This window comes from Albidovulum sp. (assembly GCF_041919395.1).
In the GTDB taxonomy this organism is placed as follows: Bacteria; Pseudomonadota; Alphaproteobacteria; order Rhodobacterales; family Rhodobacteraceae; genus Albidovulum.
The window spans coordinates 40,666-63,007 of record NZ_JAYRTX010000004.1 but is presented as its reverse complement, the minus strand read 5'-3'; the positions used below and the strand labels follow the sequence as shown (position 1 = coordinate 63,007).

Below are 22,342 nucleotides of genomic sequence, written 5' to 3'. Positions count from 1 at the left end.
AATCGCACCGAGACGCTATCAAGGCGGCGGAAGAGGGGGCAACAGAACTTCACGCTTGACTCCCTCTTTGTCTCACCGAATCCGGACGCCTGTGCAAATGGGGCACAGGGGGCATTTTCTCCGGGTGGAGCAGGGCGGCGGAAGAACACGAAAAAGGGCGCTGCCTCTGGCGCGCCCTTGGTCAGGTTTCGGATCGGACCCGGATCAGGCGGTGATCGCCTTCACGCGCGAGGTCAGCCGGGACATCTTCCGGGCCAGCGTGTTCTTGTGCAGGATGCCCTTGGTCACGCCGCGGGCGAGTTCGGGCTGCGCGGCCTTCAGCGCGGCGGCCGCCTTTTCCTGGCTGCCGGACGCGATCGCCTCTTCGACCTTGCGCAGGAAGGTGCGGATCCGCGAGCGGCGGGCCTTGTTCACGTCCTGACGACGGTCGCTCTGGCGCGCGCGTTTCTTGGACTGGGGCGTATTGGCCATGTGACGTCTTCCGGTTTTCGGTTCGGGTAAATCTGAAGCCGCGCTTCTATGCGCGACTCGGGCGCAAGTCAACAGCAGGGACGGAGATTTTTCCGCCTATCTGTCGCGGAACTGGGGCGTACGTTTTTCGAGGAAGGCACTCATGCCCTCCTTCTGGTCCTCGGTGGCGAACAGCCCGTGGAAGAGCCGACGCTCGAAGAGGATGCCCTCGGTCAGCGTCGTCTCGTAGCTGCGGTTCACGGCCTCCTTCGCCGCGAGTGTGGCGAGCGCCGATTTCTCGGCGATCTTGCGGGCTGCCCCCATCGCCTCCGGCAGGAGCTTGACCGCGGGCACGACCCGGCTGACGAGGCCCGCGCGCTCAGCCTCGGCCGCGTCCATGAAGCGCCCGGTCAGGTGCATGTCCATCGCCTTCGCCTTACCAACGAAACGGGTAAGCCGCTGGGTGCCGCCGATTCCCGCGATGACGCCGAGGTTGATTTCGGGCTGGCCGAACCTGGCCGTGTCGGCGGCGATGATGAAGTCGCACATCATGGCAAGCTCGCAGCCGCCGCCGAGCGCATAGCCCGCCACCGCCGCAATGACCGGCTTGCGCGCGCGCCGGAAGCAGTCGTTGATGGGACCGAAGAGGTCGCCGGTGAAGACATCGACGTAGGTCTTGGCCGACATTTCCTTGATGTCGGCGCCCGCGGCGAAGGCCTTCTCCGAGCCGGTTATGACAAGACAGCGCACCTTGTCATTGCTCTCGGCCTCGATGATTGCATCGGCAAGTTCGCCGACAAGCTTCGAGTTCAGGGCGTTCAGCGCATCCGGACGGTTCAGGCGAATCAGGGCAACGTAGTCCTCGATCTCGACGATCAGCGTCTCGTAAGCCATGGTGAGGCCCTTTCTGCGGCTGCGAGGCCGAGTCCTACCAGCCCTCGCGAGAGGATCAAGTCATCTTTGGCAGCGCGGACAGAAGAAGGTTGACCGCCCGGACTGGACAATCCGCGCGACCCGCCCGCCGCATCCAGGAGTCGGGCAGGGCTCGCCCTCGCGGTCGTAGACGCGGAAGGCATGCTGGAAATAACCGAGTTCGCCATCCGCCTGGCGGTAGTCGCGCAAGGACGATCCTCCTGCCTCGATCGCTTCGGCAAGGACCGCACGAATGAGCGGGACAAGCGTCGCGGCGCGGGCAGCCGCGATGCGGCCGGCCTTGCGGCGAGGGTCGATGCCGGCGCGGTGCAGCACCTCGCAGACGTAGATGTTGCCGAGACCGGCGACGAGTTTCTGGTCGAGGAGCGCCGCTTTCACCGGCGTCATCCGCCCGGCAAGCCGCCCGGTCAGGTAGGTTTCGTCGAAGGCGTTGCCCAGGGGTTCAGGACCGATGTCGCGCAGGAGCCAGTGGTCCTCCGCGGTGTCGGTGGAGACAAGGTCCATCGCGCCGAAGCGGCGGGCGTCGTTGAAGGTCACGCGCGCGCCGCCTTCCATGTCGAGCACGACATGGTCGTGCTTCGTGGGCGCCGGGTGGTCATGGTGGAAATCGCCCAGCACGCGGCCGGAAACCAGCATCCGCCCCGACATGCCGAGATGGATCAGGAGCGTATCGCCGGTCGAGAGGTCCGCGAGGATGTATTTCGACCGACGCCGCAGGCCGATGACGCGCACGCCCGTCAGCCGGTCGGCCATGCGTTCGGGGAATGGAAAGCGCAGGTCGCCCCGGCGGACCTCGGCCCGCTCGATCACGCGGCCCTCCATCGCCGGGAGAAGGCCGCGGCGGACGGTTTCGACTTCGGGCAGTTCAGGCATTCGTCGGGGTCCTTCTTGCGGCGCGAACGCCGCATTGTCTCTGCGGCCACAGCTTCTATAACAGGGCCGACAGCGAGCGGACGACAAGGGCCATGAGCGAGAGCGATACCCCGACAACCCACTTCGGGTTCCAGGACGTGCCCGAGGGCGAGAAGGCCGGCATGGTTCATGGCGTCTTTTCCCGTGTCGCGAACCGCTATGACCTGATGAACGACCTGATGAGCGCGGGCATCCACCGGCTTTGGAAGGACGCGATGATGGATTGGCTCGCTCCGCGGCCGGGCCAGGAACTGCTGGATGTGGCGGGCGGCACCGGCGACATCGCCTTTCGCTTCCTCAGGCGCGCGCGCGGTGCCACCGCGACTGTGCTCGACATGACCGAGCCGATGCTGGTCGAGGGTCAGAAGCGGGCCGAGGCCGAACACCTTGCCGACCGGCTTACCTGGGTCGTGGGCGACGCGATGGCGCTGCCGTTCGCGGACAACACGTTCGACGTCTACACGATCAGCTTCGGCATCAGGAACGTGACACGCATTCCCGATGCCCTCTCGGAAGCCTTCCGCGTGCTGAAGCCCGGCGGGCGAATCATGGTGCTGGAGTTCAGCCAATTGCCGGATCCGGGCCTGCAATGGCTTTATGACCGCTACTCCTTCAACGTGATCCCGGTGATGGGCAAGATCGTCGCGAACGACCGTGAGAGCTACCAGTATCTCGTGGAATCGATCCGCAAGTTTCCCGATCAGGAGACATTCGCGGGGATGATCCGGGCGGCCGGCTTCAACCTCGTTAAGTACCGCAACCTGACGATGGGCGTCGCCGCGCTCCACTCCGGCTGGAAGCTCTGACGTTGCGGGGACCCCACAACATCTGGCGGCTGATCCGCACCGGGGCGACCTTCGAGCGGACGGGCGCGATGAAGCTCGCGCTCGAGGCGATGGAGGTGCCACCCCGGCTCAGGGTGCTGGCGCGGGTGCTCGGGTGGCCGTTCAAGTGGCTGGGCTATCCGGGCGACCCGGCGCTGCCGCCGGTGACGCGGGCGCTCACTGCGCTCGGGCCTGCATACATCAAGTTCGGCCAGGTGCTGTCGACCCGCCCGGACGTGGTGGGCGGGGAACTTGCCGACCAGCTTCGGGTGCTGCAGGACAAGTTGCCGCCTTTCCCGACGGTAGTGGCGAGGGCTACCTTCCGCGACGAGATCGGACAGGACGTGGACGCGCTGTTCAGCGAGTTCTCTGAGTCGGTAGCGGCAGCGTCCATCGCGCAGGTCCACCGCGCCCGCCTCACCGGGACCGGCGAGGAGGTTGCCGTCAAGGTCCTCCGACCCGGGATCGAGCGCGCCTTCCGTCGCGATATCGACGCCTTCCATTTCGCCGCGCGGATGATCGAAGCACTGTCGCCCGCCTCGCGCAGGCTCCGCCCGACCGATGTCATCGCCCATTTCGAAAGCGTCGTGATGGGAGAGCTCGACCTCAGGCTGGAGGCGGCCTCTGCTTCAGAGTTCGCGGCGAACACCGAGGGGGATGCCGGGTTCCAGGTGCCGAAGCCCTTCTGGAACCTTTCGTCGCGCCGGGTCATGACACTCGGCTGGGCGGAAGGCATCCCGATGGGCGAAGTGGCGGCAATCCGCGAGGCCGGGCACGACTGCGTGGCGCTTTCCGAGCGGGTCCTGCAGCTCTTCCTCAGCCATGCCCTGCGCGACGGCTACTTCCACGCCGACATGCACCAGGGCAACCTCAAGGTGGCGGCGAACGGTGACATCATCGCCTTTGACTTCGGCATCATGGGCCAGATCGACGAATACACGCGCCGTGTCTATGCCGAGATCCTGATCGGTTTCATCCGCAAGGACTACCGCCGCGTCGCGGAGGTGCATTTCGAGGCCGGCTATGTCCCGTACGACCGCAACATCGACGACTTCGCCCGCGCGCTGAGGGCGGTGGGCGAGCCGATCTTCGGCATGGACGCGAGCCATATCTCCATGGCGCGGCTCCTGGCCTATCTCTTCGAAGTGACCGAGCGGTTCGGCATGCAGACGCGGACCGAGCTTATCCTCCTGCAGCGGACGATGGTCGTGGTGGAGGGCGTGGCGCGGTCGCTCGATCCAAACGTGAACATGTGGCAGGTCGCGCGCCCGGTGGTGGAAAGCTACATCCACGCGAACCTGGGGCCACGCGCGCTGATCCGCGATCTCATCCGCACCGCGCGCGTGCTCGGCCGATTCGGTCCGCGACTGCCACAGATGGTGGAAGCTCTGCTGATCCGGCAGGCCGAAGCCCCGCCGCAGGCGTCGCGTCCGGATCGGACGCACGCGGCCGCGCTCGTTCTGCTCGGAGCATTGGCCGGCGGCGCGGCGGGGGTTGCGCTGGCACTGTTCTGACCAAGTTCAACGTCACCCCAGGCCCGGGCTTCGGACGGCGCGGATGTCGGCGGGCGCAACGGTCGCTCCGCCTTCGAGAACGAGAAACACCCCGCCTGCGCCATTCCGCACCTCGTTCACCCGGCCGTAGGCTTCCACCGCGGTGACCTCTGCAAGTTCTCCCGCCTTGTAGTTCTCGAGCCGGAAGGCGTAGCTGCCCGTGGGCAATGGACCGCCTGCCGCGTCGGTGCCGGCCAAGAGCACCGGTTCATCCGTGATGGGAATCGGGTGCCGCGCGACCTCCTTCCCGGCCGCGTCCACGACGACGAGGACGGCATCGTCCGTGCCGTCGGCCGGGGCGGGGTAGAGTGTCAGGGGCGTGCCTTCGAAAAGCACCGGCGCCGTGACGCGGGCCTCCATCCCAACCCAGGCTGCCATTTGCGCCATCCCCGACAGCCCAAGCTGCGTCGACAACGATTCAAGCAACGTGTTTGTCTTCACCTGCTGTTCGACACCCGAGAAGGTGGCGAGCTGGGCGGCATAATCGGAAGACTGGATCGGGTTCAGCGGATCCTGGTTCTGCATCTGGGTCGTGAGCATCACGAGGAAGGTCTCGAAGTCGCTGTCGATCAGCGTTCCCTGTTTTGGGGTTGCCTGCCCGGGGGTGGGACTTTGCGTGGTGGCCGAGGTGACATCCATCGGCGGCTCCTTTCACAGTCTGAGGTCAAGTCCGCCCCCGGCCCCGGATTGCGCGCGACGATCAAGGAGGCGCGGCGCGCGCGCGCCGTTGTTCTCAGGCCGGTCAGCGGACCGTTGGTCGGTTGTCTCCTGCTCTTGCCGGTTCCCCGCCGTGGAATCGCCGTGGCCGAAGCTGAAGTTCAGGTTCGTGAAACCGAGGTCCCGGAAGTCCTGTGCGAGCTGATCGATATGCCTCCGCATCAGGTCGATGGTTTCCGGGCGATCGGCCTGGATGGCGAGCGTCAGCGTACCATCCTGAGTGGTGAGCGTCATCCGTACCCGTCCGAGTTCCTCCGGCGACAGCGTCAGTTCGACGGGCCGGTCGGGAAACGACGCAACGGTTTCCGCGAGACGCTGGCCGAAACCGGCCGGAAGGGCCGATGAGGGGAGTGGCTGCGGCCGATCGGAGAGAGGGTGCGTCGCCGCCTGTTCGGGGCCAACCCCGTGATCCGTGGTGACCTCGGCTGCGCCGGGAGGACCGGGATCCGGTCCTTGAATGTCGATCCCGGGTAGGTTGGTTCTCGCCGAGGTGATGACCCGTGCCCTTTGCTCCGGCAAGGCAGTTTCCGGTTTCCGGTCGTGATCGGCGGAAGCCCCTTCGGCCGGTACCTCGGCCGGGTGTCTGCCCGACGGCGTGGCACCTGTTGCCCCGTTGTCTCCGGTCGCAGCGGGCGGAGCGCGGCTGGGCGATTCAGGTACCGAACGGGTCGGGGGCGCGGCAACTGGTCCGAGGCCGCCACGTTCAGTTGGTGGTGATGTCTCCGAACCCGGCTTTGCCGTCGTTGTGTGCCTGCCGGATTCCGCCGGCTCCGGTGTCGCGCCCGTGCCGGTTACCTTTGCCGGGGTGCCATCATCATTGTCCGGACCGGGTTGAAGGCCCGTCAGGTGGCGCGTCGGCGTCGTTGCGTAGATGTGATTCGACTCCGCCGCGTCGATCGGAGGCGGGGAGACGGATACGGCCACCATCGCGGGCAGGCCCGTCGGCGAGGCCCCTGTCAACGTTACGCCCGCCACGATCGGCTGGGCGGGCGTCGGGACCTGGCCCTGGGACGGCACGCCGCCGCCATGATCGATCCCGCGCGGGCCCGCTGCGGGTGCCTCGGCGGGTCCGCTGCCCGACGGTGGACGGCCCGATGCAGGCGGAGCACCCGCGGATGAGGCCGGCGGCAAGGTATCCGGGGTCGCGCGTTGCGCGGGCTGGGGCGCGTCCGGCGTGCTGACCGGCCGCTGCCAGGACGCAGGTTGCACGGGGATATCGGCCGAAAGTCCCACTGGAGGCAGAATGTCAGGCGTGAGTTCGGTGACTGCGGTGCTGACGAGGCGGGAAAGGGCTGGCGCCGGAACCTCAGGCGGCTGGGGCGACACAGGCACCGGCGTCGGGGGCGAGGCGCCCGCGACGGCCGTCTTGTCCAAGGCGTCCGCGCTGTCGAGGTCCCTGTCTTCGCGTGCCGGGGATTGCGGTGCGGCAAGATCGCGATTGGCTGCCGCTTCGGTCGCTGCGGACGCTTCTGCCAGGCCCGGTGCCTCAGGCTGCGGGAGACGTCCGAGCACGGCCAGGAAGGCGGCGAGGGTGTCCGGATTGCCCGGTACGGCGCCATGTCTTGGCGGCGTGTTTTCCGCCTGGGGGATGCTGATCCGGCCGGGATCGGTCAAGGGAATCGGTGTCATCGGTTCACGACTTCTGCCAGTGCGACACGGACTATTTCAGCGGTGGGTTACCGATCCTTTACCGTGATGGAGCCATGGTTCGGCGAATGCATGCATTTGGAGCTATGCCGATGGCCGACCTTACCCTTCCCGGCACACGGTTTTCTCCGTCGGTCTCGCTCGGCCGCGAACCGGTCGTTGGCGACCGCGCCCTGCGTGACGCCGCCGTTGCGCTGGAGGCGCAGTTCCTCTCCGAGATGTTGAAATCCGCCGGACTGGGCGAAACACCAAAATCCTTCGGCGGCGGCGTGGGCGAACAGCAGTTCGCCTCGCTGCTGCGCGACGAGCAGGCAGCCGCGATGGCCCGCCGGGGCGGAATCGGCCTTGCGGAGACCATCTTCGAAGCGATGAAGCGGAGGGCCGGTGATGAGGGGTGAACGTGAGGACGTGCTCGCGGCGCTGCGGACGCTGATCGAGCGCGAGTCAGACGCGATCCGTCGGGGCGCCCTTGCCGAACTACCGGTGCTGGGCGCCCGAAAGGCAGCGCTCATCGAGGCGCTGTCGCCGGCGCTGGATGTGAACGCGGCAGCCGATCTGCATGGCCTGCGGGCTGATTGTGAGGCCAACGGGCGTCTCCTTAAGGCGGCGCTCGACGGCATAGCGGCCGCCCGGGCGCGCCTCGCGGCGATCCGGCATGCGGGTTCGGGGCTTGATACCTACGACAGCGCGGGGCGCTCGCGGCGTGTGAGCTTCGCCACCCTCACGGTGGAGCGCAGAGCCTGACCGCGGGCCGGTTCGTTAAAATCCTGCGCAAAGAACGAGCGCATTTAGCGAAGTCTTAGATTCTCGCCCGCAAGTTCGACCCTGCATCCGGAAACGGGTGGCGCGATCCGGCTACCGCCGGCCCGCACCGGTCAGAACGCCATGGGCGCCGTCCAGCGACGGCAAGCGAAACCCGGCGCAAAGCGCCGATCTACGAAGGATCAAAGCATGTCGAGCATTCTTACGAACTCGAGCTCCATGGTGGCGCTCCAGACGCTGAAGGGCATCAACTCCAACCTGTCGAAGACCCAGGACGAAATCTCCACCGGCAAGTCCGTAGCCTCGGCCAAGGACAATGCCGCTGTCTGGGCGATCTCGAAGGTGATGGAGGCGGATGTGAAGGGCTTCAAGGGGATTTCGGACAGCCTCGCGCTGGGCGAATCCACCGTCGCGGTGGCGCGCCAGGCGGCGGAGACGGTCACCGACCTTCTGACCGAGGTGAAGGGCAAGATCGTCGCCGCGCAGGAAGACAACGTCGACCGCGCCAAGATCCAGACCGACATCGACGCACTCGTCGATCAGATCAACACCGTCGTCGGGGCGGCCCAGTTCAATGGCCTCAACCTCGTGGACGGGTCGCAGACGACGGTCGATGTCCTCGCGTCTCTCGACCGCCAGTCGAACGGGACGGTGACGACGTCGTCCATCTCGATCACGGCGCAGGACCTTTCGACCGGCGGCTACACCGCTTCCAACATCTTCAGTGCGTCCACCGCGGGCACGATCTCTACCGCCGGCGACACTTTCGTCACCACGCTCGATCAGGCGGGCGGCTCGGACGACCTGACGATCGCCAACGGCGGCACGTGGGCGGCGGGCGACAAGGTGTCGATCACCATCGGCGACAAGACCGCCTCCTACACCGTGACATCGAACGATGTGCTCGCGTCCTCGTCGACCGACGACCTCGTTGCCGTAGGGCTAAAGAACGCGATCGACTCGCTCGGGATCGCGAACTTCTCGGTCGACTACGACAGCGCAAACCCCGGCCAACTGGTCTTCACCAACGGCGGGACCGCCGATCTCTCGGTTACGGGTCAGTTCCGCAACGCCGGCTCCGGCGGGCTCGGCACGCTTTCCACGATCGACGTCTCGACCGCCTCGGGGGCTGCGGCGGCACTGACCGAGATCGAGACGCTGATCCAGACGGGTATCGACGCCGCCGCCGAGTTCGGCTCCGCGGAGAAGCGGATCGATATCCAGAACACCTTTGTGGGCAAGCTGTCCGACGCCCTCAGGGCGGGCATCGGCTCGATGGTGGACGCCGACATGGAGGAGGCCTCGGCACGGCTGCAGGCGCTGCAGGTGCAGCAGCAGCTCGGTATCCAGTCGCTGTCGATTGCCAACCAGGCGCCGCAGAACGTGCTGTCGCTCTTCCGCTGAGGAGCGTTTTCGGGGCGCCCGAACGGCGCCCCGGGTCCCACGGAAAACCCGTGATCTGACGAAAACCGTCATCGGAAGGTATCCCAGTGAACGCTCACCTGATGGCCAGATCGGCCTATTCCGGCGCTGCAATTCCCACCCGCACGGGGCGCGGCACCGAATACGAAATCTTTGCCCGCGTCACCCGCCGCTTGCGCCAGGCGCAGGCTGGCGAGGGCGGGTTCGCGGCACTTGTGCGCGCGCTGCACGATAATCGCAGTCTCTGGACCGCGTTGGCGGCCGATGTCGCGGTCGAGGCGAACGAACTGCCAAAACCGCTCAGGGCGCAGATCTTCTACCTCGCACAGTTCACCAATGAACACAGCCGCCGCGTGATGGCCGGCGACGCCACCGTCGATGTTCTGATCGACATCAATACCGCCGTCATGCGCGGGCTGAGGGGCGAGGGGGAGGGTGCATGAGCGGCCTTGTCCTGAAGCTCGCCCCGCGCGAACGGGTCCTTATCAACGGCGCGGTGATCGAGAATGGCGACAAGCGTTCGCGCCTCGCCATTCTCACGTCGAACGCCCACATTCTCAGATTGCGCGACGCCATCCATCCCGAAGAGGTGAACACGCCCGTCCGCCGGGTCTGCTACATCGCCCAACTGGTGCTCTCCGGCGATGCCGACCCGCGAGAGGCGCGCCCGCAGATCATCCGCGGGATCGAACAGTTGAGCCAGGTTTTTACCGATCATGACAGCCGTTCGCACCTGACCTTGGCCACGGAAGCGGTGCTCGACGCCCAGTTCTACCAGGCAATGAAGTCGCTCCGATCGCTCCTGCCGCGCGAGGCACGGCTCATGGCCGCGGCGGGGCCATGAGCTTCACGCCCGTCGTCCCCGTCGGCGGCTACGCAGGCTGGACCTTCCTCGCCCGTACCCGCGAGGCGCAAAAGCAGGCCTTCGTCGCCTCCGCGTCCCAGCAGCGGGACGAAGCGTACTTCAGGGCAAAGATCGGCGGCATCTCCACTGCGGAAGAGCTGGTGGCAGATCGCCGGCTTCTCTCGGTTGCCCTCGGCGCCTTCGGGCTCGAGGCGGACATCGACAACCGCTACTTTATCCGCAAGGTGCTCGAGGATGGCACGCTGACGCCCGGGGCGCTTGGCAACAAGCTCGCCGACAAGCGCTACCTCGAGTTCTCGAAGGCCTTCGGCTTCGGCGACTACGCCACCCCGCGGACGAAGCTTTCCGACTTTGCCGACAGGATGCTCGAAAGTTACGAGACCCGCAGCTTCGAGGCTGCCGTCGGTGCGCAGAACGATGACATGCGGCTTGCGATGAACGCCGAAAGGGAACTCGCCAGGCTCGCCGGCCGCGCGGGCAGCGATGATGCGAAGTGGTTCGAGGTGATGGGCTCGCCGCCCCTGCGGGAGGTGTTCCAGACCGCGCTCGGCCTGCCCTCGGCCTTCGCCAGGCTCGACCTCGACCAGCAACTCGGCGTCTTCCGGGAGCGGGCGGAGCGCGTACTCGGCGATGCAGAGATCAGCCAGTTCGCCGATCCCGGCAAGATCGGGAATCTGGTGCGCGTCTTCCTCTTGCGGGCCGAGAGCGGCGCCGCGGCCAGCGTCTATTCGGCCCGGTCCGCAGCGCTCACACTGCTGCAATCCGCGGGGCCGCGCGGAACGCTCGTGTCGCGGCTGGTCTGACCCGTGCCGGCCCTGGGGCAGGGTCTCGGACGACCCCCGGTCCACCAGGGCGGAGCGCCCCTCATCCGTCAGTTCCCCCGTTCCGGTCCCGCCCGGTCGAGGATCGCCCGGAGGCGTGCGAAGCTCTCAGTCGCCCCCTCCGGGGCGTCTTCCGACAGGAACGCATCGAGCGCCGGCCAGACACGGATCGCCGCATCGACCTGCGGGTCGCTGCCCGCGGCGTAAAGGCCCGCCTGAATCATCATCTCCGCCCGGTCATAGGCGCCGAGGAGCCGTCGTGCTCGGGAGATGAGCGCATTCTCTGCCTCGGTCGCCGCGTGGGGAAGCGAGCGCGATACCGAGCGAAGAAGATTGATCGCCGGGTAGCGTCCGCGCTCGGCGATCTCGCGCTCCATCACCACATGACCGTCAAGCACGCCGCGCAGGATGTCGGCCACGGGCTCGTCCATGTCCGACCCCGCGACGAGAACGGAGAAAACGGCGGTGATGTCGCCCGTCCCCTCCGTGCCGGGGCCCGCGCGCTCGGCCAGCGACATGATGAGATGAGAGGTCGAAGGCGGAAAGCCGCGGAGCGAGGCCGGCTCGCCGGCCGCCAGCGCCACCTCGCGGTGCGCCTCGGCAAAACGGGTGATCGAATCGGCAAGGAACAGCACCTGACGGCCCTCGTCGCGGAAATGCTCGGCCACCGCCATCGCGGTCCAGGCGCAGCGCCGGCGGACGAGCGGCGACTGGTCCGACGTCGCTGCGACGATCACGCATTTGGCCATCCCCTCGGGGCCGAGCACGCCTTCGACGAATTCCCGCAGTTCCCGGCCGCGTTCGCCCACGAGCGCGATGACTGTCACGTCCGCTTCGACGCCGCGCGCGAACTTCGCCAGCAGCGATGACTTGCCGACGCCGGAGCCGGCGAAGAGGCCGATCCGCTGCCCGCGGACGAGCGGCAGGAGCGTGTTGAAGATGGCGATGCCGGTTTCCAGCCGGGACCCAAGGCGGCGGCGCCGGGCCGGGGCCGGCGGGGATGCGCGCAGCGGCCGTTCGCGCGTCCCGCGCAGAAGCGGCATCCCGTCGGTCGGGCGGCCGAAGGGATCGATGATGCGGCCGATCCAGCTGTCGTCGGGGGCGACTCCGACGGTGCCGAGGTTCTCGACCCGGTCGCCGAGGCGAACGCCGTCCGCGGGCTCGTCGGTCAGGATCGTTGCGCGGCCGTTGCCAAGCGCCACGATTTCGCCACCGGCATGGCTGCCGCCGGCCAGTCGCACCCGGTCGCCGAGCCGCCAATTCTCGCCGATCCCCCCGACGGTCAGTACACCGCGGCCGACCTCCGTCACGCGCGCAAGCCTGCACACCGCGCTGCAGCCGCCGATTTCGGCCCGCAGAATCTCAAGCCCGAGGATCGCCATTCTGGTCTCCTTTTGTTCGCAACCGTTTCTAAAGGAATCGGGGTTAAGGCTTGATTGAAAGTTCGGAGGAGAAACCCCGATGTTCGAGAAACCCGAGGTGCTGACGATCGCCTCCTCGCTCGCGGCGCACGCCGCAGCGCGGCAGTCCGCGATCGCACGGAACGTTGCCAACGCCGATACGCCCGGCTACCGCGCCCAGGATCTTCCCGATTTCGCCGAACTCTATCGAGCCCGTGACGCCGTGCCGCTCCGTACGACGCGCGCGGGCCACATCGCGGAATCCGACCGCACGACATCGTCTTCTCCCTCGGACCGGGCCGGGCCGGGGTCACGCTCACCCAACGGCAATTCGGTGTCGCTGGAGACCGAGATGGTGAAGGCCGCCGATGTGAAGCGCGAGCACGATCTTGCGCTGGCGGTCTACGGCAAGTCGCTCGCCATCCTGCGGGCGAGCCTCGGGCGGCGCTGAGGGGCTTGAGAAATGAGCGGCTTCACCCCTTCCCTCTCGATCGCGGCGAGCGGCATGGAGGCGCAGGCCATGCGGTTGCGCCATGTGTCCGAGAATATCGCGAACGCGGACACGCCCGGCTATCGCCGCAAGGTCGTGAGCTTCGAGGCCGTGATGCAAGATGGCCGGAAGACCGGGGAGGTCCGGCTCGGCGAGGTGGAACTCGACCGGTCGGAACTCGCGAAGGTGCTCGACCCGGGCAATCCTCTCGCGGACGAGAATGGCTACTACGACGGCTCGAATGTCGATCTGGTGGTCGAAATCGCTGACGCGCGCGAAGCGCAGCGCAGCTACGAGGCGAATCTCAGGATGTTCGATCAGGCCCGGCAGATGTCGGCAAGCCTGCTCGACCTCTTGCGCCGATAATCCGAGTGGAGGTCCAGAATGGACATCAGAACCTCATTCGCCACGCAAGTCTACGCGCAGGCCCGGCCGGCGACGCAACCGGCTTCGAACGTGGCCGGGCCGGCCGGCGCCCTGGGCGGGTTCGCACAGGCGCTGGGCAGTTTCGCCGACACTTTGAAGGCAGGCGAAGCAACCGCAAGTTCCGCAATGACCGGTGGCGCGGACCCCCATGCATTGGTCGAGGCGCTTGCCGCAAGCGAACTGGCGGTGGAGACGGCCGTTACGCTGCGCGACAAGGTCGTCGAAGCCTATCAGGAAATCCTCCGGATGCCGGTGTGACGATGGAAGAGGCGGTCTTCTTCGACACGATGCGCCAAGGCCTCTGGATTTCAGTCCAGATCTCGGCTCCGCTTCTTGCGGTCGCGTTGGTCATGGGCGTGGCGATCGGCCTGCTCCAGGCGCTGACCTCGGTCCAGGAGATGACCCTCACCTTCGTGCCCAAGGTGGGCGCGATGATCGCGGTCTTCTGGGTCTCGATGAGCTACATGTCGGGCGCGCTGGTAAGCTTCTTCCAGGATCGGATCGTGCCGATGATCGCGGGGATCTGAGCCATGGAGAATGCGGTCTATACGACGCTCAACCGTCAGTCGGGTCTCATGGCCGAGATGCGGGCTGTGGCGAACAACATTGCCAATCTGTCCACAACCGGCTTTCGCAAGGAAGGCGTGATCTTCACCGAGCACGTGGCCGACCTTGGGCGCGACGAGCCGTCGCTTTCGATGGCCACCGCAGAGGGTCGGCTCGTCAATCTCGCACAAGGCACCCTGGTCAAGACCGGCGGCACATTCGACCTCGCCATCGAGGGCGAAGGATTCTTCCAGATCGACACGCCCGAAGGCCCCCGGCTGACGCGGGCGGGCGCCTTCACCCCTTCGGCGGAGGGTGAACTGGTTACGGCGGACGGCTACCGGCTTCTCGATCTCGGAGGCGCACCGGTCTTCGTTCCGACCGACGCTGGCTCGGTCGCGGTTGCACCGGACGGCACCTTCTCGGCGGGCGGGAACCCGGTGGCGCAGATCGGGCTTTTCCGCCCTGTCGATCCGGCGGGACTGCTGCATTCCGGCGGCACTCGGTTCGAGGCGCCGGCAGGCATTGAGCCCCTTGATGGCGGCACTATATTCCAGGGTTTTCTGGAAAACTCGAACGTCGATCCGGTGGCGGAAATAGCCCGCATGATCGAAGTTCAACGCGCCTACGAGATGGGCCAGGGATTTCTCGACAGCGAGGATCAGCGCATCCGCGCCGTCATCCAGACTCTCGGCAGAAGCTAAGGAGGAAGACGCATGCGCGCACTTCAGATCGCCGCGACGGGCATGAGTGCCCAGCAGATGCGGGTGGAGGTGATCTCCAACAACCTCGCGAACATGTCCACCACCGGCTACAACCCGCGACGGGCCGAGTTCGCGGACCTGCACTACCAGCAGTTCACCCGCCCCGGCACGATCAGCGCCAGCGACGGCACGGTGGTACCGACCGGGGTGCAACTCGGCCTCGGCGTTCGCCCGGCCGCGGTTACGATAAACGTTTCGCAGGGATCTCTCTCGGCCACCGGTGGGGATCTCGACTTGGCAATCGAGGGTCTCGGCTATCTCGAAGTGACGCTGCCATCGGGCTTGTCCGCCTATACCCGCGACGGGGCGCTGAAGAGGTCCGCAGACGGGTTGATCGTGACATCCGACGGCCACCAGGTGGCGCCGGGCATCACCATTCCCGCGGACGCGCGGACGATCTCGGTCAATGCTGCGGGCGAGGTCTATGCCTACTTCAGCGACCGGGTCCAACCGGAACTCCTCGGCCAGTTCACCCTTGCCGGCTTTGTGAACGAGAAGGGGCTGGAGGCGATCGGCTCCAACCTCTTCCTCGAGTCCGCGGCCTCCGGCCCGGCGGTGGTGGCCGCACCGGGGGAAAGCGGGGTGGGCACCCTGCGGCAGGGGTTCCTGGAGGAAAGCTCCGTCGATTCGGTGCGCGAGATCACGGACCTGATCGAGGCGCAGCGCGGCTACGAACTGAACGCCAAGGTGATCACTGCAGCCGACCAGATGCTCTCTGCCACGACGCAGGTGCGCTGATGTGGTGGCTGGCGATTCCGCTCCTTCTGACGCTGGTGGTTCCGGCCAGGGCGGAAACGGTCGTAGCGGCGCGTACACTTCGGGCTCAGTCCGTCCTCGGCCCCGACGATGTTGCTGTGGTCGACGAAGTGGTTCCCGGAACAGCCAGCGACCCGTCCGAGGTCATGGGGCTTGAAACCCGGGTGACGATCTATCAGGGCCGACCGATCCGGTCCGTCGACCTCGGAGCCCCGGCGATCGTGGACCGGAACCAAGCGGTGATCCTGATGTATGCGGCCGGACCGCTCATCATCACCGCCGAGGGCCGCGCACTCGGCCGGGGCGGTGCGGGCGATCGGGTCAAGGTTATGAACGTCGCTTCCCGCGCGGTCGTTCTCGGCGTTGTTGCCGACGATGGATCCGTGCGGGTCTCGGCCAATCGATGACGGGGAGTTACCGGATGAGATACGGAGCGGTGCTGGCCTTCGCGGCCATGCTGTGTGGATGCCAGCGGCTAGAGGATGTGGGCAAGGCGCCTGCCTTCACGCCGGTCGAGGCGGGCGGCGAGTACTACGCGATGACGACACCCGGACTGCCCGAGGTGCAGCCGCAGGGGTACTCGGGCGACGAGGCTTCGCTCTGGACTGGCGGACGCGGTTCGCTTCTCGGAGACCGCAGGGCAGGCCAGCGCGGCGACATCCTGACCGTGGTGATCGAGATCGACGACAAGGCGGAGATCTCGAACACTACCGGACGGTCGCGCTCCGGCTCCGACAGGATGGGCATTCCGAACCTGCTCGGCATCCCTCAGAGGATCGACGGGAACATGCCCGCCGGCGCGAGCCTCGCCGATGCCTTTGGCACCAATTCATCCTCCGACTACCAGGGCAACGGCAGTGTCGCACGAAAGGAAAAGCTGACCCTTCGCGTCGCTGCGACCGTGGTGGAGGCGCTGCCGAATGGTGTCCTTCGAATCCAGGGCTCGCAGGAGGTCAGGGTCAACTTCGAGGTGCGTGAACTGATCGTGCAGGGCTTTGTCCGACCTGCGGACATCTCGCGTCAGAACGAGATCACATATGACAAGATTGCCGGCGCGCGCATTTCCTACGGTGGCCGCGGGCAGATCACCGATGTCCAACAGCCACGCTACGGACAACAGATCGCCGATGCCGTCCTGCCATTCTGAGGTGCCCGATGCGCAAGCTTCTGCCCATGCTCCTCGCGGTTGTCGGCCTCATCGGGGGGGGTGGCGCCGGCTTTCTGCTCCGGCCGCCGCCCGAGGAGAAGGTGGCGATCAATCCTTGCGGCGATCCCGAAGCAGGCGAATCCGCGCATGACGCTGCCATACCCGGCAAGGCGGCGGAGAATGACCCTGAAGCGCTGCCCGCGCACGAGTATGTCAAGCTCAACAATCAGTTCGTCGTGCCGGTGGTCGAGAGTGGCGAGGTCGCCGCACTCGTGATCCTGTCGATCACGCTCGAGGTGACCGCCGGCGCAACCGAGCAGGTTTATGCCCGCGAGCCGAAGCTCCGCGACGTGTTTCTCCAGGTGCTGTTCGATCATGCCAATACCGGCGGCTTCGGCGGAGCCTTCACGGAATCGGACAACATGGAAGTGCTCCGAAACGCGCTTCTGGAGGTCGCGCGAAAATCGCTCGGCGCGGTAGTCGCCGACGTTCTGATCGTCGATATCGTCCGCCAGGACAGCTGAGGTTCCGCAACTGTGGTGACTTCGCGCTGCGACCCGGAAACCTGCCGGCAGCGGCGAACGGCCGCCGGCACACTTGGGGCGCGACTCAAACGCCGACAACTGCCCGGGCGGCTTTTCGATCGTCTCTGCGTCGGGATTGGTCCGGCAGTCGAGACATCGACTGCCACCCGGGCATCCGCGCGGCCGGGCGTCACCTTGGCTCACATGCCGGGTCGGCGACGGGTTCGCGCCGCCTCCGCCAGCCGGGCCAGCACGTCCGAACGCCCGAAAGATGTTCGGGCGCGGTCCCGGGCGACCGCGGCCTGACGTCCCGATGCCTCAAGGCGGTCCGCAAGCAGGGTCCTCTGCGCCGCAGACCAACGTGCAAAGCCTTCGAGGGTGGCGTGCGTCGCCGGATCGGCTGTTCCGGCCGCTGTGCGCCGCGCCTCGGCGAGCGCGGCATCGAGTTGCCCGACTTCGGCCAGGGTCGCCCGGACACTCGCGTCCGCTCTGGCGAGTGCGGCGAGATCGCTCTCCTTCTTGACGGCAGCGAGGCGCGCAAGCGCCGCAAGTCGCCGCGGGTCGGTCATCGGGCGCGGCCTGCACCGGCGCGGCGTCGCATGGCTTCCGCAAAGCGGATAGCGGCGGCGACGGGCGCATAGTGATCCCGCAGGATCTCCTGCCCGACCTGAACGGTGGCATGTATCGCCCGCGCGGTGGGCGGATCGGACCGGATCGGCACGCCGGCGGTCGCTGCGGCCTCGCGTATGCGCGCGGCGACCTCGTCCACGCCCTTTGCTACACAAACCGGCGCCCGCCGGCTGGCGCGGTCCCAGCGAAGCGCGACGGCGTAGTGGGTGGGGTTCACGATAACGACGTCGGCCTTGGGGACATCCGCCAGCATTCGGCTGGTGGCCACGGCCTCGGCCCTCTGGCGGCGCTGTCCCTTGACGTGCGGATCGCCCTCCGCCTCCTTGAACTCCTCCATCAGCTCCTGGCGCGACATCCGGTTTCGGCGCAGATGTTGCTGCCGTTGCCAGAGATAGTCGATGGCGCCGGTGACGGCGCTCAAGGCCAGAACGAGAAGCAGGAACTCGAGGATAAGGCGCGCAAGTTCCGCAGCCACGGGTCCGGCGTCATGGCCTTGTGCGCGGAGCGCGCCAGGCAGGTGCTGCGCGAGAAACCAGCCGAGCAGGCCGGAGACCAGGCAAAGCTTGACCGCGCTCTTGGCAAACTCGAAGAGACCCTCGCGCCCGAATTTCCGGCGGGCGTTCGCGATGGGGTCGATCCGGTCAAGACGCGGCATGAGACGCTCGGGCGTGGCCACGATTGACCTCTGTGCGAGAAGGCTGACGAGAACGGCAACTGCCGGGAAGATGAAGAACGGAAGCACCGGTGTGAGCATCGCCGCCATCACCTTGCCGGTGCCTGTGTTCCCGCCGTGAAGCACAAGGGCCGAGGTTTCCTCGGCCCGGGCGAGGAGTGCCACTCCGGCGTCGCCGAAGCCGCGCAGCGCGGATGCTCCGGTTACGATCGCGGCGACCAGGAGCCCGCCATAGGCGGCGGCGAGCGAGATTTCGGCAGAGCGGACGACCTCGCCGCGCTTTCGCGCCTCGTCGAGCCTTTTCGGTGTCGGCTCGTGTTCCTTCTCGCCGGAGTCGTCGGTGCTCACGCGGGCACTCCGAACGGATCCGCGAACAGGGCGTCAAGGCCACCGAGCCAGAGTGTCAGCGCCGTGGGTGCGGCGATGGCGAGAAGGATCAGAGCCCCTGCCGTCAGCGCTGGGGCGCCCACAAAGGAGACCATGAGCTGCGGCATCGCGCGATTTATGGCGCCGAGTGCGACATTGTAGATCGCAGAGACGAGCACGAAGGGGGCGGCGAGGCTGAAGGCGAATGCGAAGCCGTGCGCGATATGGCGAAGACCCCAGCTGCTCATGCTTTCCGCGCCCGGCATCGTCGCGGGTGGAAGCACCTTATAGGAGATTATGAACAGACCTGCGATCCTGGTATGCAACCCCGCCATCATCGCGAGCGCGAGGCCCGCCGTGACCAGAAGATGAGACATCGAGGGCATCGGCTCGCCCCCGGCGCCGAAAAGTTGCGAGAGCGAGGTGGATTGTGCGGCGATCGTCCCTGCGACCTCGAGCGCAATCACCATGAGCCGAAGCACGACGCCGATGGCGAGGCCGATCAGGGTTTCTGTCCAAAGGCAGGAGAATAGCGCCGCAGGGTTGTCCGAGACAGGGGCGATGGCGGGGGATACGGCCGGGGCAACCACGGCGGTGAAGGCGACGGCCACGGCGAGCTTCACCCGGGCCGGCACGGTTGCCTCGCCGAAGCCCGGCAGGAACGCCATCGCGGCCGCGATCCTGAGAAAGACGACGAAGCCGGTGACGGCCGCTCCGTCGATGACGTCAAGCAGGGCGCCAAGCGTATCTGTCAAGTCGTCACCATGCCGATGATCGCGGGCTTCGTGTCGAAGCCCAGTTCGTCGAAGGACAGGACGGGCGCCGAGATGCCGCGCGCGCCGAGAACCGTCCTCAGGAACCGGCGCCGGCGCGAGGATGTGACGACGGCGGGATAGATCCCCCTCTCGCCTGCCTTCGAGATCTTCTCCGCCACGTTCGCCGCCAGCCGGTTGAACTTCTCCGGCGGCAGCGCGACGTCGGCGAGGCCTCGCTCGCCTTCGACCTGGTGCATGCTGAATGCGTCCTCCCACTCGGGCGCGAGTTGAACCAGCGGTACCGTTCCATCCTCGCGCCGGATCTCGGCCACGAGCTGAAATCCTAGCCTGCGACGGACATGTTCGCAGATCGCCTCGGGGCTGCTCGCGCCGCGCGCCTCGGCAATGCCCTCAAGGATCAGCGGCAGGTTGCGGATCGATACGCGCTCGTCGAGGAGGAGGCGAAGAACCGAGAGCAGCAAGTCCGCGGGCACCTTTTCGGGGATCAGTTCATCGAGAAGCCTCTTGTTCGCCTGGGCGCGCGCTGGATCGGAGAGGTTGACGCACTCGTCGAGCAGCCGGCGCAGCGACTTGAGCGACAGCAGGCGTGCGAAGTTGCGCTTGATCACCTCCAACAAGTGTGTGGCGAGAACCTCGGTCGGACCCACGACGGTGACGCCGGCCAGTGCGGCCTCCTCCTGCCTGGCGGCCGGGATCCAGCGTGCGGGCGCCCCGTAGACCGGCTCCCGGACGTCGCGGCCATCGGGCACGCGCGATTCGTCACCGGCGACAAGTGCCAGTGCATGATCGGGCACCAGCCGGTCGCGGGCCTGTTCGACCCCCTGGATGCGGATGCGGTACTCACCCGGCTCGAGCAGCGCGTCGTCGGTGAGCCGAATCTCGGGCAGGATGAGTCCGTAGACGGCGGCGACATGGTTGCGCATGTTCACAATCCGCGCGTCCAGCCCCGTCGCGGGGTCGAGCACCATGGCGACGAGCGAAGGCGCGAACTCCACATGGATCTCGTCGAGATCGAGGATGTCGCCAATGGATTTCTTCCGTGGCGCGTCCGGCTTCGGCGCCACAGCCCGGGCTGCCTCAGCCTCGCTTCTCTGCGCCTTGCGCCGCATCGCCTCCCCCGCCACTCCGAGGATGAGCGCGCCGGCGACGAACGGCACGAACGGAAGGCCCGGCACGAGCGCAAAGAGCGCCATCAGGAAAGCCACGGTGAGGAGCGCTGGGGGGTAGCGACCGAGTTGCCGGAACAGTTCGCTGTCGGCTGTGCCTTTCGCGCCGCCGCGGGACAGCAGCAGCGCCGAGGCAATCGAGATGATCACGGCCGGAATCTGACTGACCAGCCCGTCGCCCACGGTCAGGATCGCGTAGGTCTCAAGCGCCCGGTCGATGGGCATTCCATGCACGGCGACCCCGATCGCGAGGCCAACGACAAGATTCAGGAGCGTGATCAGGAGCCCCGCAACCGCATCCCCCTTGACGAATTTCGATGCGCCATCGAGCGAGCCGAAGAAGGTCGTCTCCGCCTGTTCGCGTTCGCGCCGGGCCTTGGCCTCGGCGTGATCGATGGCGCCCGCGTTCATGTCGCTGTCGATGGCGAGCTGCTTGCCGGGCATTCCGTCAAGCGCGAAGCGTGCTCCGACCTCGGCCATCCGGCCCGCGCCCTTGGTGATGACGATGAAGTTGACGATGAGGAGCACGCCGAAGACGACGAGCCCGATAAGGACCGAGCCCGACATGATGAACATGGCGAAGCCCTCGATCACTTCGCCGGCGGCATTCGTTCCCTTGTGACCCTGTCCGATGATGAGCTTTGTCGACGAGACGTTCAGCGAGAGCCGCAGCATCAGCGAGGCGAGAAGGATCGTCGGAAAAGCCGAGAAGTCGAGCGGGCGTTCTATGAAGAGAGTGATCGTGAAGATCAGGATCGCTATGGCGAAGGATGCGGCGAGGCCGATGTCGAGCACCAGGGGCGGCATGGGCAGGATCATCATGACGATCACCGCCATGAGTGCGAGCGCCAGAAGCACCGTCGGCCGGAACAGGTCGGCGACGCGGAAGCTCGACATTAGTCCGCGTTCCTCTCGCCTGCGGGGACTGGCGCGCTCGCCGCGAAGAGACTGCCGCCGGTGCCACCGTTGCCGAGCGGTACCAGCGAGCCTAGTCCGGTCGGCGCGCCCGTCTGCAAGAGCGGATAGCGGTTGACACGGATGATCGCCGGCAGGGCATCGGCGCCGGCAGTGCCGTTGGCTACCGCCACGATGTCCGGAATGTCCGGGACCTCGGTCGAAATGGTGCCGGCGAGCCCGGCGAACAGTCGCTCGAACCGGGCCTGGTAGCGGTTGGCGAATTCGGGTGTCCGGGAATGGTATGCGCCGGCGGCACGACCCCAGTCACCCTTTTCGGCATGAAGCCCCTGCAGCAGGCGCGCCGCATAGAGCGCATTGGCAAGGGGATCGAACATCTCCTCGATCGAGCGGAAGGCCTCGCCATGCCATCTGTAGTTGATCTGGAAGCAACCGACATCGAAGCTTCGGGCTCCACGCTTGTATTCCCGATAGACGTAGGCGCGGGCCTCGTCCGCGCTCTCGAACCAGTGGCCCTCGCCTTCCATGTTCACGGTCCAGGGCCAGGGACGGAGAGCACCGCCACGATTCCGTCCCGTTTCGGTCAGGGAGATCGCCTTAAGGACCGAAAGCGGCACGCCGGTGCGGCGCGAAGCTTCGGATGCGACGTGATCGCAGACGGCGGAGGCGTCCGTGCTGGCTTGGATGCAGTTTGCGCTCGCAACGAGGAGAAGCGCCGCGACAGCGGCTCGGCCAATGGCGAGCGACGTAAGCTCGATGAAGAAGGGCGGCGGGTGTGTCATTCTGACTCTCGGACGCAATCCTTGCCTGGCTGCGACGTTAGGCAGCGGAGGTTTAGATTCGGTAAGCGGGACTGG

The 22,342-nt window shown here is 66.7% G+C and carries 28 protein-coding genes; 17 read left to right on the top strand and 11 right to left on the bottom strand.

Annotation, left to right across the window (positions count from 1 at the left end; all coding sequences use genetic code 11):
- Positions 1 to 204 precede the first annotated feature (204 nt).
- The 3 genes from rpsT to mutM form a co-directional block, all read right to left on the bottom strand.
- The gene (gene rpsT, locus ACMUOO_RS01775; RefSeq protein WP_301920275.1) at positions 205 to 471 is read right to left on the bottom strand and encodes a 30S ribosomal protein S20; all 267 of its coding nucleotides are present in this window, start codon (positions 469 to 471) and stop codon (positions 205 to 207) included.
- A gap of 96 nt (positions 472 to 567) precedes the next feature.
- On the bottom strand, positions 568 to 1,344 hold the full coding sequence (locus ACMUOO_RS01770) for an enoyl-CoA hydratase (RefSeq protein WP_301920274.1): 777 nt from the start codon (positions 1,342 to 1,344) through the stop codon (positions 568 to 570).
- 60 nt (positions 1,345 to 1,404) lie between these two features.
- Entirely contained in the window at positions 1,405 to 2,256 is an 852-nt protein-coding gene (mutM, locus tag ACMUOO_RS01765) for a bifunctional DNA-formamidopyrimidine glycosylase/DNA-(apurinic or apyrimidinic site) lyase (RefSeq protein WP_301920273.1), read from the bottom strand.
- Between the two features lie 92 nt (positions 2,257 to 2,348).
- On the opposite strand from mutM, the gene ubiE reads away from it, so the two are divergent.
- Both ubiE and ubiB read left to right on the top strand, forming a co-directional pair.
- Complete coding sequence (ubiE, locus tag ACMUOO_RS01760; RefSeq protein ID WP_301920272.1) at positions 2,349 to 3,101, top strand: bifunctional demethylmenaquinone methyltransferase/2-methoxy-6-polyprenyl-1,4-benzoquinol methylase UbiE; 753 nt, start codon at positions 2,349 to 2,351, stop codon at positions 3,099 to 3,101.
- Positions 3,102 to 3,103: 2 nt separating this feature from the next.
- Positions 3,104 to 4,633, top strand: coding sequence for a 2-polyprenylphenol 6-hydroxylase (gene ubiB / locus ACMUOO_RS01755; RefSeq protein WP_301920271.1), 1,530 nt, complete (start codon positions 3,104 to 3,106; stop codon positions 4,631 to 4,633).
- Between the two features lie 12 nt (positions 4,634 to 4,645).
- On the opposite strand, the gene ACMUOO_RS01750 is transcribed toward ubiB, so the two are convergent.
- Both ACMUOO_RS01750 and ACMUOO_RS01745 read right to left on the bottom strand, forming a co-directional pair.
- Positions 4,646 to 5,311 carry a flagellar hook capping FlgD N-terminal domain-containing protein gene (locus ACMUOO_RS01750; RefSeq protein ID WP_301920270.1) on the bottom strand — a complete coding sequence of 222 codons (666 nt, stop codon included), beginning with the start codon at positions 5,309 to 5,311 and terminating at the stop codon, positions 4,646 to 4,648.
- Between the two features lie 12 nt (positions 5,312 to 5,323).
- Complete coding sequence (locus ACMUOO_RS01745) at positions 5,324 to 7,018, bottom strand: flagellar hook-length control protein FliK (protein WP_301920269.1); 1,695 nt, start codon at positions 7,016 to 7,018, stop codon at positions 5,324 to 5,326.
- Between the two features lie 110 nt (positions 7,019 to 7,128).
- Between ACMUOO_RS01745 and ACMUOO_RS01740 the strand changes: the two genes are divergently transcribed.
- From ACMUOO_RS01740 to ACMUOO_RS01715, 6 genes are all read left to right on the top strand, one after another.
- Positions 7,129 to 7,434, top strand: a complete 306-nt coding sequence (locus ACMUOO_RS01740) for a rod-binding protein (protein WP_301920268.1) — start codon at positions 7,129 to 7,131, stop codon at positions 7,432 to 7,434.
- Positions 7,424 to 7,780 carry a flagellar protein FlgN gene (locus ACMUOO_RS01735; protein ID WP_301920267.1) on the top strand — a complete coding sequence of 119 codons (357 nt, stop codon included), beginning with the start codon at positions 7,424 to 7,426 and terminating at the stop codon, positions 7,778 to 7,780. The genes ACMUOO_RS01740 and ACMUOO_RS01735 overlap by 11 nt, the downstream gene beginning before the upstream one ends.
- Positions 7,781 to 7,987: 207 nt before the next feature.
- Positions 7,988 to 9,202 carry a flagellin gene (locus tag ACMUOO_RS01730; RefSeq protein ID WP_301920266.1) on the top strand — a complete coding sequence of 405 codons (1,215 nt, stop codon included), beginning with the start codon at positions 7,988 to 7,990 and terminating at the stop codon, positions 9,200 to 9,202.
- Positions 9,203 to 9,288: 86 nt separating this feature from the next.
- Entirely contained in the window at positions 9,289 to 9,663 is a 375-nt protein-coding gene (gene flaF, locus ACMUOO_RS01725) for a flagellar biosynthesis regulator FlaF (protein WP_301920265.1), read from the top strand.
- Entirely contained in the window at positions 9,660 to 10,064 is a 405-nt protein-coding gene (gene flbT / locus ACMUOO_RS01720) for a flagellar biosynthesis repressor FlbT (RefSeq protein WP_301920264.1), read from the top strand. Before flaF ends, flbT begins: the two co-directional genes overlap by 4 nt.
- Positions 10,061 to 10,888: a DUF1217 domain-containing protein gene (locus tag ACMUOO_RS01715; RefSeq protein ID WP_301920263.1), complete on the top strand. Its 828-nt coding sequence runs from the start codon at positions 10,061 to 10,063 to the stop codon at positions 10,886 to 10,888. Before flbT ends, ACMUOO_RS01715 begins: the two co-directional genes overlap by 4 nt.
- 68 nt (positions 10,889 to 10,956) lie before the next feature.
- Here the strand turns inward: ACMUOO_RS01715 and ACMUOO_RS01710 are convergent, their stop codons facing one another.
- Positions 10,957 to 12,288: a FliI/YscN family ATPase gene (locus ACMUOO_RS01710; RefSeq protein WP_301920262.1), complete on the bottom strand. Its 1,332-nt coding sequence runs from the start codon at positions 12,286 to 12,288 to the stop codon at positions 10,957 to 10,959.
- A gap of 79 nt (positions 12,289 to 12,367) precedes the next feature.
- Here ACMUOO_RS01710 and ACMUOO_RS01705 point away from each other — a divergent pair, with 79 nt between their 5' ends.
- The 9 genes from ACMUOO_RS01705 to ACMUOO_RS01665 are packed head-to-tail and all read left to right on the top strand — an operon-like array spanning position 12,368 to position 16,959.
- Positions 12,368 to 12,757 (top strand): FlgB family protein, encoded by a 390-nt coding sequence (locus ACMUOO_RS01705; protein ID WP_301920261.1) that lies wholly within the window; start codon positions 12,368 to 12,370, stop codon positions 12,755 to 12,757.
- 12 nt (positions 12,758 to 12,769) lie between these two features.
- Positions 12,770 to 13,162 (top strand): flagellar basal body rod protein FlgC, encoded by a 393-nt coding sequence (flgC, locus tag ACMUOO_RS01700; RefSeq protein ID WP_301920260.1) that lies wholly within the window; start codon positions 12,770 to 12,772, stop codon positions 13,160 to 13,162.
- An 18-nt stretch (positions 13,163 to 13,180) separates the two neighbouring features.
- Entirely contained in the window at positions 13,181 to 13,480 is a 300-nt protein-coding gene (gene fliE / locus ACMUOO_RS01695; RefSeq protein WP_301920259.1) for a flagellar hook-basal body complex protein FliE, read from the top strand.
- 2 nt (positions 13,481 to 13,482) lie between these two features.
- On the top strand, positions 13,483 to 13,749 hold the full coding sequence (locus ACMUOO_RS01690) for a flagellar biosynthetic protein FliQ (RefSeq protein ID WP_301920258.1): 267 nt from the start codon (positions 13,483 to 13,485) through the stop codon (positions 13,747 to 13,749).
- Between the two features lie 3 nt (positions 13,750 to 13,752).
- Complete coding sequence (locus ACMUOO_RS01685) at positions 13,753 to 14,472, top strand: flagellar hook-basal body complex protein (RefSeq protein WP_301920257.1); 720 nt, start codon at positions 13,753 to 13,755, stop codon at positions 14,470 to 14,472.
- Between the two features lie 12 nt (positions 14,473 to 14,484).
- Positions 14,485 to 15,270 (top strand): flagellar basal-body rod protein FlgG, encoded by a 786-nt coding sequence (gene flgG, locus ACMUOO_RS01680; protein ID WP_301920256.1) that lies wholly within the window; start codon positions 14,485 to 14,487, stop codon positions 15,268 to 15,270.
- Positions 15,270 to 15,695: a flagellar basal body P-ring formation chaperone FlgA gene (gene flgA, locus ACMUOO_RS01675; protein ID WP_301920255.1), complete on the top strand. Its 426-nt coding sequence runs from the start codon at positions 15,270 to 15,272 to the stop codon at positions 15,693 to 15,695. The genes flgG and flgA overlap by 1 nt, the downstream gene beginning before the upstream one ends.
- Positions 15,696 to 15,709: 14 nt before the next feature.
- Complete coding sequence (gene flgH, locus ACMUOO_RS01670) at positions 15,710 to 16,435, top strand: flagellar basal body L-ring protein FlgH (protein ID WP_301920254.1); 726 nt, start codon at positions 15,710 to 15,712, stop codon at positions 16,433 to 16,435.
- A gap of 8 nt (positions 16,436 to 16,443) precedes the next feature.
- Entirely contained in the window at positions 16,444 to 16,959 is a 516-nt protein-coding gene (locus ACMUOO_RS01665) for a flagellar basal body-associated FliL family protein (RefSeq protein ID WP_301920253.1), read from the top strand.
- A 200-nt stretch (positions 16,960 to 17,159) separates the two neighbouring features.
- Here ACMUOO_RS01665 and ACMUOO_RS01660 read toward each other — a convergent pair whose 3' ends face one another.
- The 5 genes from ACMUOO_RS01660 to ACMUOO_RS01640 are packed head-to-tail and all read right to left on the bottom strand — an operon-like array spanning position 17,160 to position 22,267.
- The gene (locus ACMUOO_RS01660; protein WP_301920252.1) at positions 17,160 to 17,528 is read right to left on the bottom strand and encodes a hypothetical protein; all 369 of its coding nucleotides are present in this window, start codon (positions 17,526 to 17,528) and stop codon (positions 17,160 to 17,162) included.
- Positions 17,525 to 18,610 carry a flagellar type III secretion system protein FlhB gene (flhB, locus tag ACMUOO_RS01655; protein WP_301920251.1) on the bottom strand — a complete coding sequence of 362 codons (1,086 nt, stop codon included), beginning with the start codon at positions 18,608 to 18,610 and terminating at the stop codon, positions 17,525 to 17,527. The genes ACMUOO_RS01660 and flhB overlap by 4 nt, the downstream gene beginning before the upstream one ends.
- Positions 18,607 to 19,383 carry a flagellar biosynthetic protein FliR gene (locus ACMUOO_RS01650; RefSeq protein ID WP_301920250.1) on the bottom strand — a complete coding sequence of 259 codons (777 nt, stop codon included), beginning with the start codon at positions 19,381 to 19,383 and terminating at the stop codon, positions 18,607 to 18,609. Before ACMUOO_RS01650 ends, flhB begins: the two co-directional genes overlap by 4 nt.
- Positions 19,380 to 21,467, bottom strand: a complete 2,088-nt coding sequence (gene flhA, locus ACMUOO_RS01645) for a flagellar biosynthesis protein FlhA (protein ID WP_301920249.1) — start codon at positions 21,465 to 21,467, stop codon at positions 19,380 to 19,382. Before flhA ends, ACMUOO_RS01650 begins: the two co-directional genes overlap by 4 nt.
- Complete coding sequence (locus tag ACMUOO_RS01640) at positions 21,467 to 22,267, bottom strand: transglycosylase SLT domain-containing protein (protein WP_301920248.1); 801 nt, start codon at positions 22,265 to 22,267, stop codon at positions 21,467 to 21,469. Before ACMUOO_RS01640 ends, flhA begins: the two co-directional genes overlap by 1 nt.
- Between the last annotated feature and the right edge of the window lie 75 nt (positions 22,268 to 22,342).

What these genes read in the sequence shown, in the direction of transcription:
- mutM (WP_301920273.1), bottom strand. Translation starts at nt 2,256, where the DNA reads ATGCCTGAACTGCCCGAAGTCGAAACCGTCCGCCGCGGCCTTCTCCCG.
- ACMUOO_RS01665 (WP_301920253.1), top strand. Translation starts at nt 16,444, where the DNA reads ATGCGCAAGCTTCTGCCCATGCTCCTCGCGGTTGTCGGCCTCATCGGG.
- ACMUOO_RS01730 (WP_301920266.1), top strand. Translation starts at nt 7,988, where the DNA reads ATGTCGAGCATTCTTACGAACTCGAGCTCCATGGTGGCGCTCCAGACG.
- ACMUOO_RS01715 (WP_301920263.1), top strand. Translation starts at nt 10,061, where the DNA reads ATGAGCTTCACGCCCGTCGTCCCCGTCGGCGGCTACGCAGGCTGGACC.
- ACMUOO_RS01740 (WP_301920268.1), top strand. Translation starts at nt 7,129, where the DNA reads ATGGCCGACCTTACCCTTCCCGGCACACGGTTTTCTCCGTCGGTCTCG.
- ACMUOO_RS01745 (WP_301920269.1), bottom strand. Translation starts at nt 7,018, where the DNA reads ATGACACCGATTCCCTTGACCGATCCCGGCCGGATCAGCATCCCCCAG.
- ACMUOO_RS01685 (WP_301920257.1), top strand. Translation starts at nt 13,753, where the DNA reads ATGGAGAATGCGGTCTATACGACGCTCAACCGTCAGTCGGGTCTCATG.
- flgG (WP_301920256.1), top strand. Translation starts at nt 14,485, where the DNA reads ATGCGCGCACTTCAGATCGCCGCGACGGGCATGAGTGCCCAGCAGATG.
- ACMUOO_RS01705 (WP_301920261.1), top strand. Translation starts at nt 12,368, where the DNA reads ATGTTCGAGAAACCCGAGGTGCTGACGATCGCCTCCTCGCTCGCGGCG.
- ACMUOO_RS01660 (WP_301920252.1), bottom strand. Translation starts at nt 17,528, where the DNA reads ATGACCGACCCGCGGCGACTTGCGGCGCTTGCGCGCCTCGCTGCCGTC.
- ACMUOO_RS01750 (WP_301920270.1), bottom strand. Translation starts at nt 5,311, where the DNA reads ATGGATGTCACCTCGGCCACCACGCAAAGTCCCACCCCCGGGCAGGCA.
- rpsT (WP_301920275.1), bottom strand. Translation starts at nt 471, where the DNA reads ATGGCCAATACGCCCCAGTCCAAGAAACGCGCGCGCCAGAGCGACCGT.
- ACMUOO_RS01640 (WP_301920248.1), bottom strand. Translation starts at nt 22,267, where the DNA reads ATGACACACCCGCCGCCCTTCTTCATCGAGCTTACGTCGCTCGCCATT.
- ACMUOO_RS01710 (WP_301920262.1), bottom strand. Translation starts at nt 12,288, where the DNA reads ATGGCGATCCTCGGGCTTGAGATTCTGCGGGCCGAAATCGGCGGCTGC.
- ACMUOO_RS01770 (WP_301920274.1), bottom strand. Translation starts at nt 1,344, where the DNA reads ATGGCTTACGAGACGCTGATCGTCGAGATCGAGGACTACGTTGCCCTG.
- flgA (WP_301920255.1), top strand. Translation starts at nt 15,270, where the DNA reads ATGTGGTGGCTGGCGATTCCGCTCCTTCTGACGCTGGTGGTTCCGGCC.
- flhA (WP_301920249.1), bottom strand. Translation starts at nt 21,467, where the DNA reads ATGTCGAGCTTCCGCGTCGCCGACCTGTTCCGGCCGACGGTGCTTCTG.
- ACMUOO_RS01690 (WP_301920258.1), top strand. Translation starts at nt 13,483, where the DNA reads ATGGAAGAGGCGGTCTTCTTCGACACGATGCGCCAAGGCCTCTGGATT.
- flbT (WP_301920264.1), top strand. Translation starts at nt 9,660, where the DNA reads ATGAGCGGCCTTGTCCTGAAGCTCGCCCCGCGCGAACGGGTCCTTATC.
- fliE (WP_301920259.1), top strand. Translation starts at nt 13,181, where the DNA reads ATGGACATCAGAACCTCATTCGCCACGCAAGTCTACGCGCAGGCCCGG.
- flgH (WP_301920254.1), top strand. Translation starts at nt 15,710, where the DNA reads ATGAGATACGGAGCGGTGCTGGCCTTCGCGGCCATGCTGTGTGGATGC.
- ubiE (WP_301920272.1), top strand. Translation starts at nt 2,349, where the DNA reads ATGAGCGAGAGCGATACCCCGACAACCCACTTCGGGTTCCAGGACGTG.
- ACMUOO_RS01735 (WP_301920267.1), top strand. Translation starts at nt 7,424, where the DNA reads ATGAGGGGTGAACGTGAGGACGTGCTCGCGGCGCTGCGGACGCTGATC.
- flgC (WP_301920260.1), top strand. Translation starts at nt 12,770, where the DNA reads ATGAGCGGCTTCACCCCTTCCCTCTCGATCGCGGCGAGCGGCATGGAG.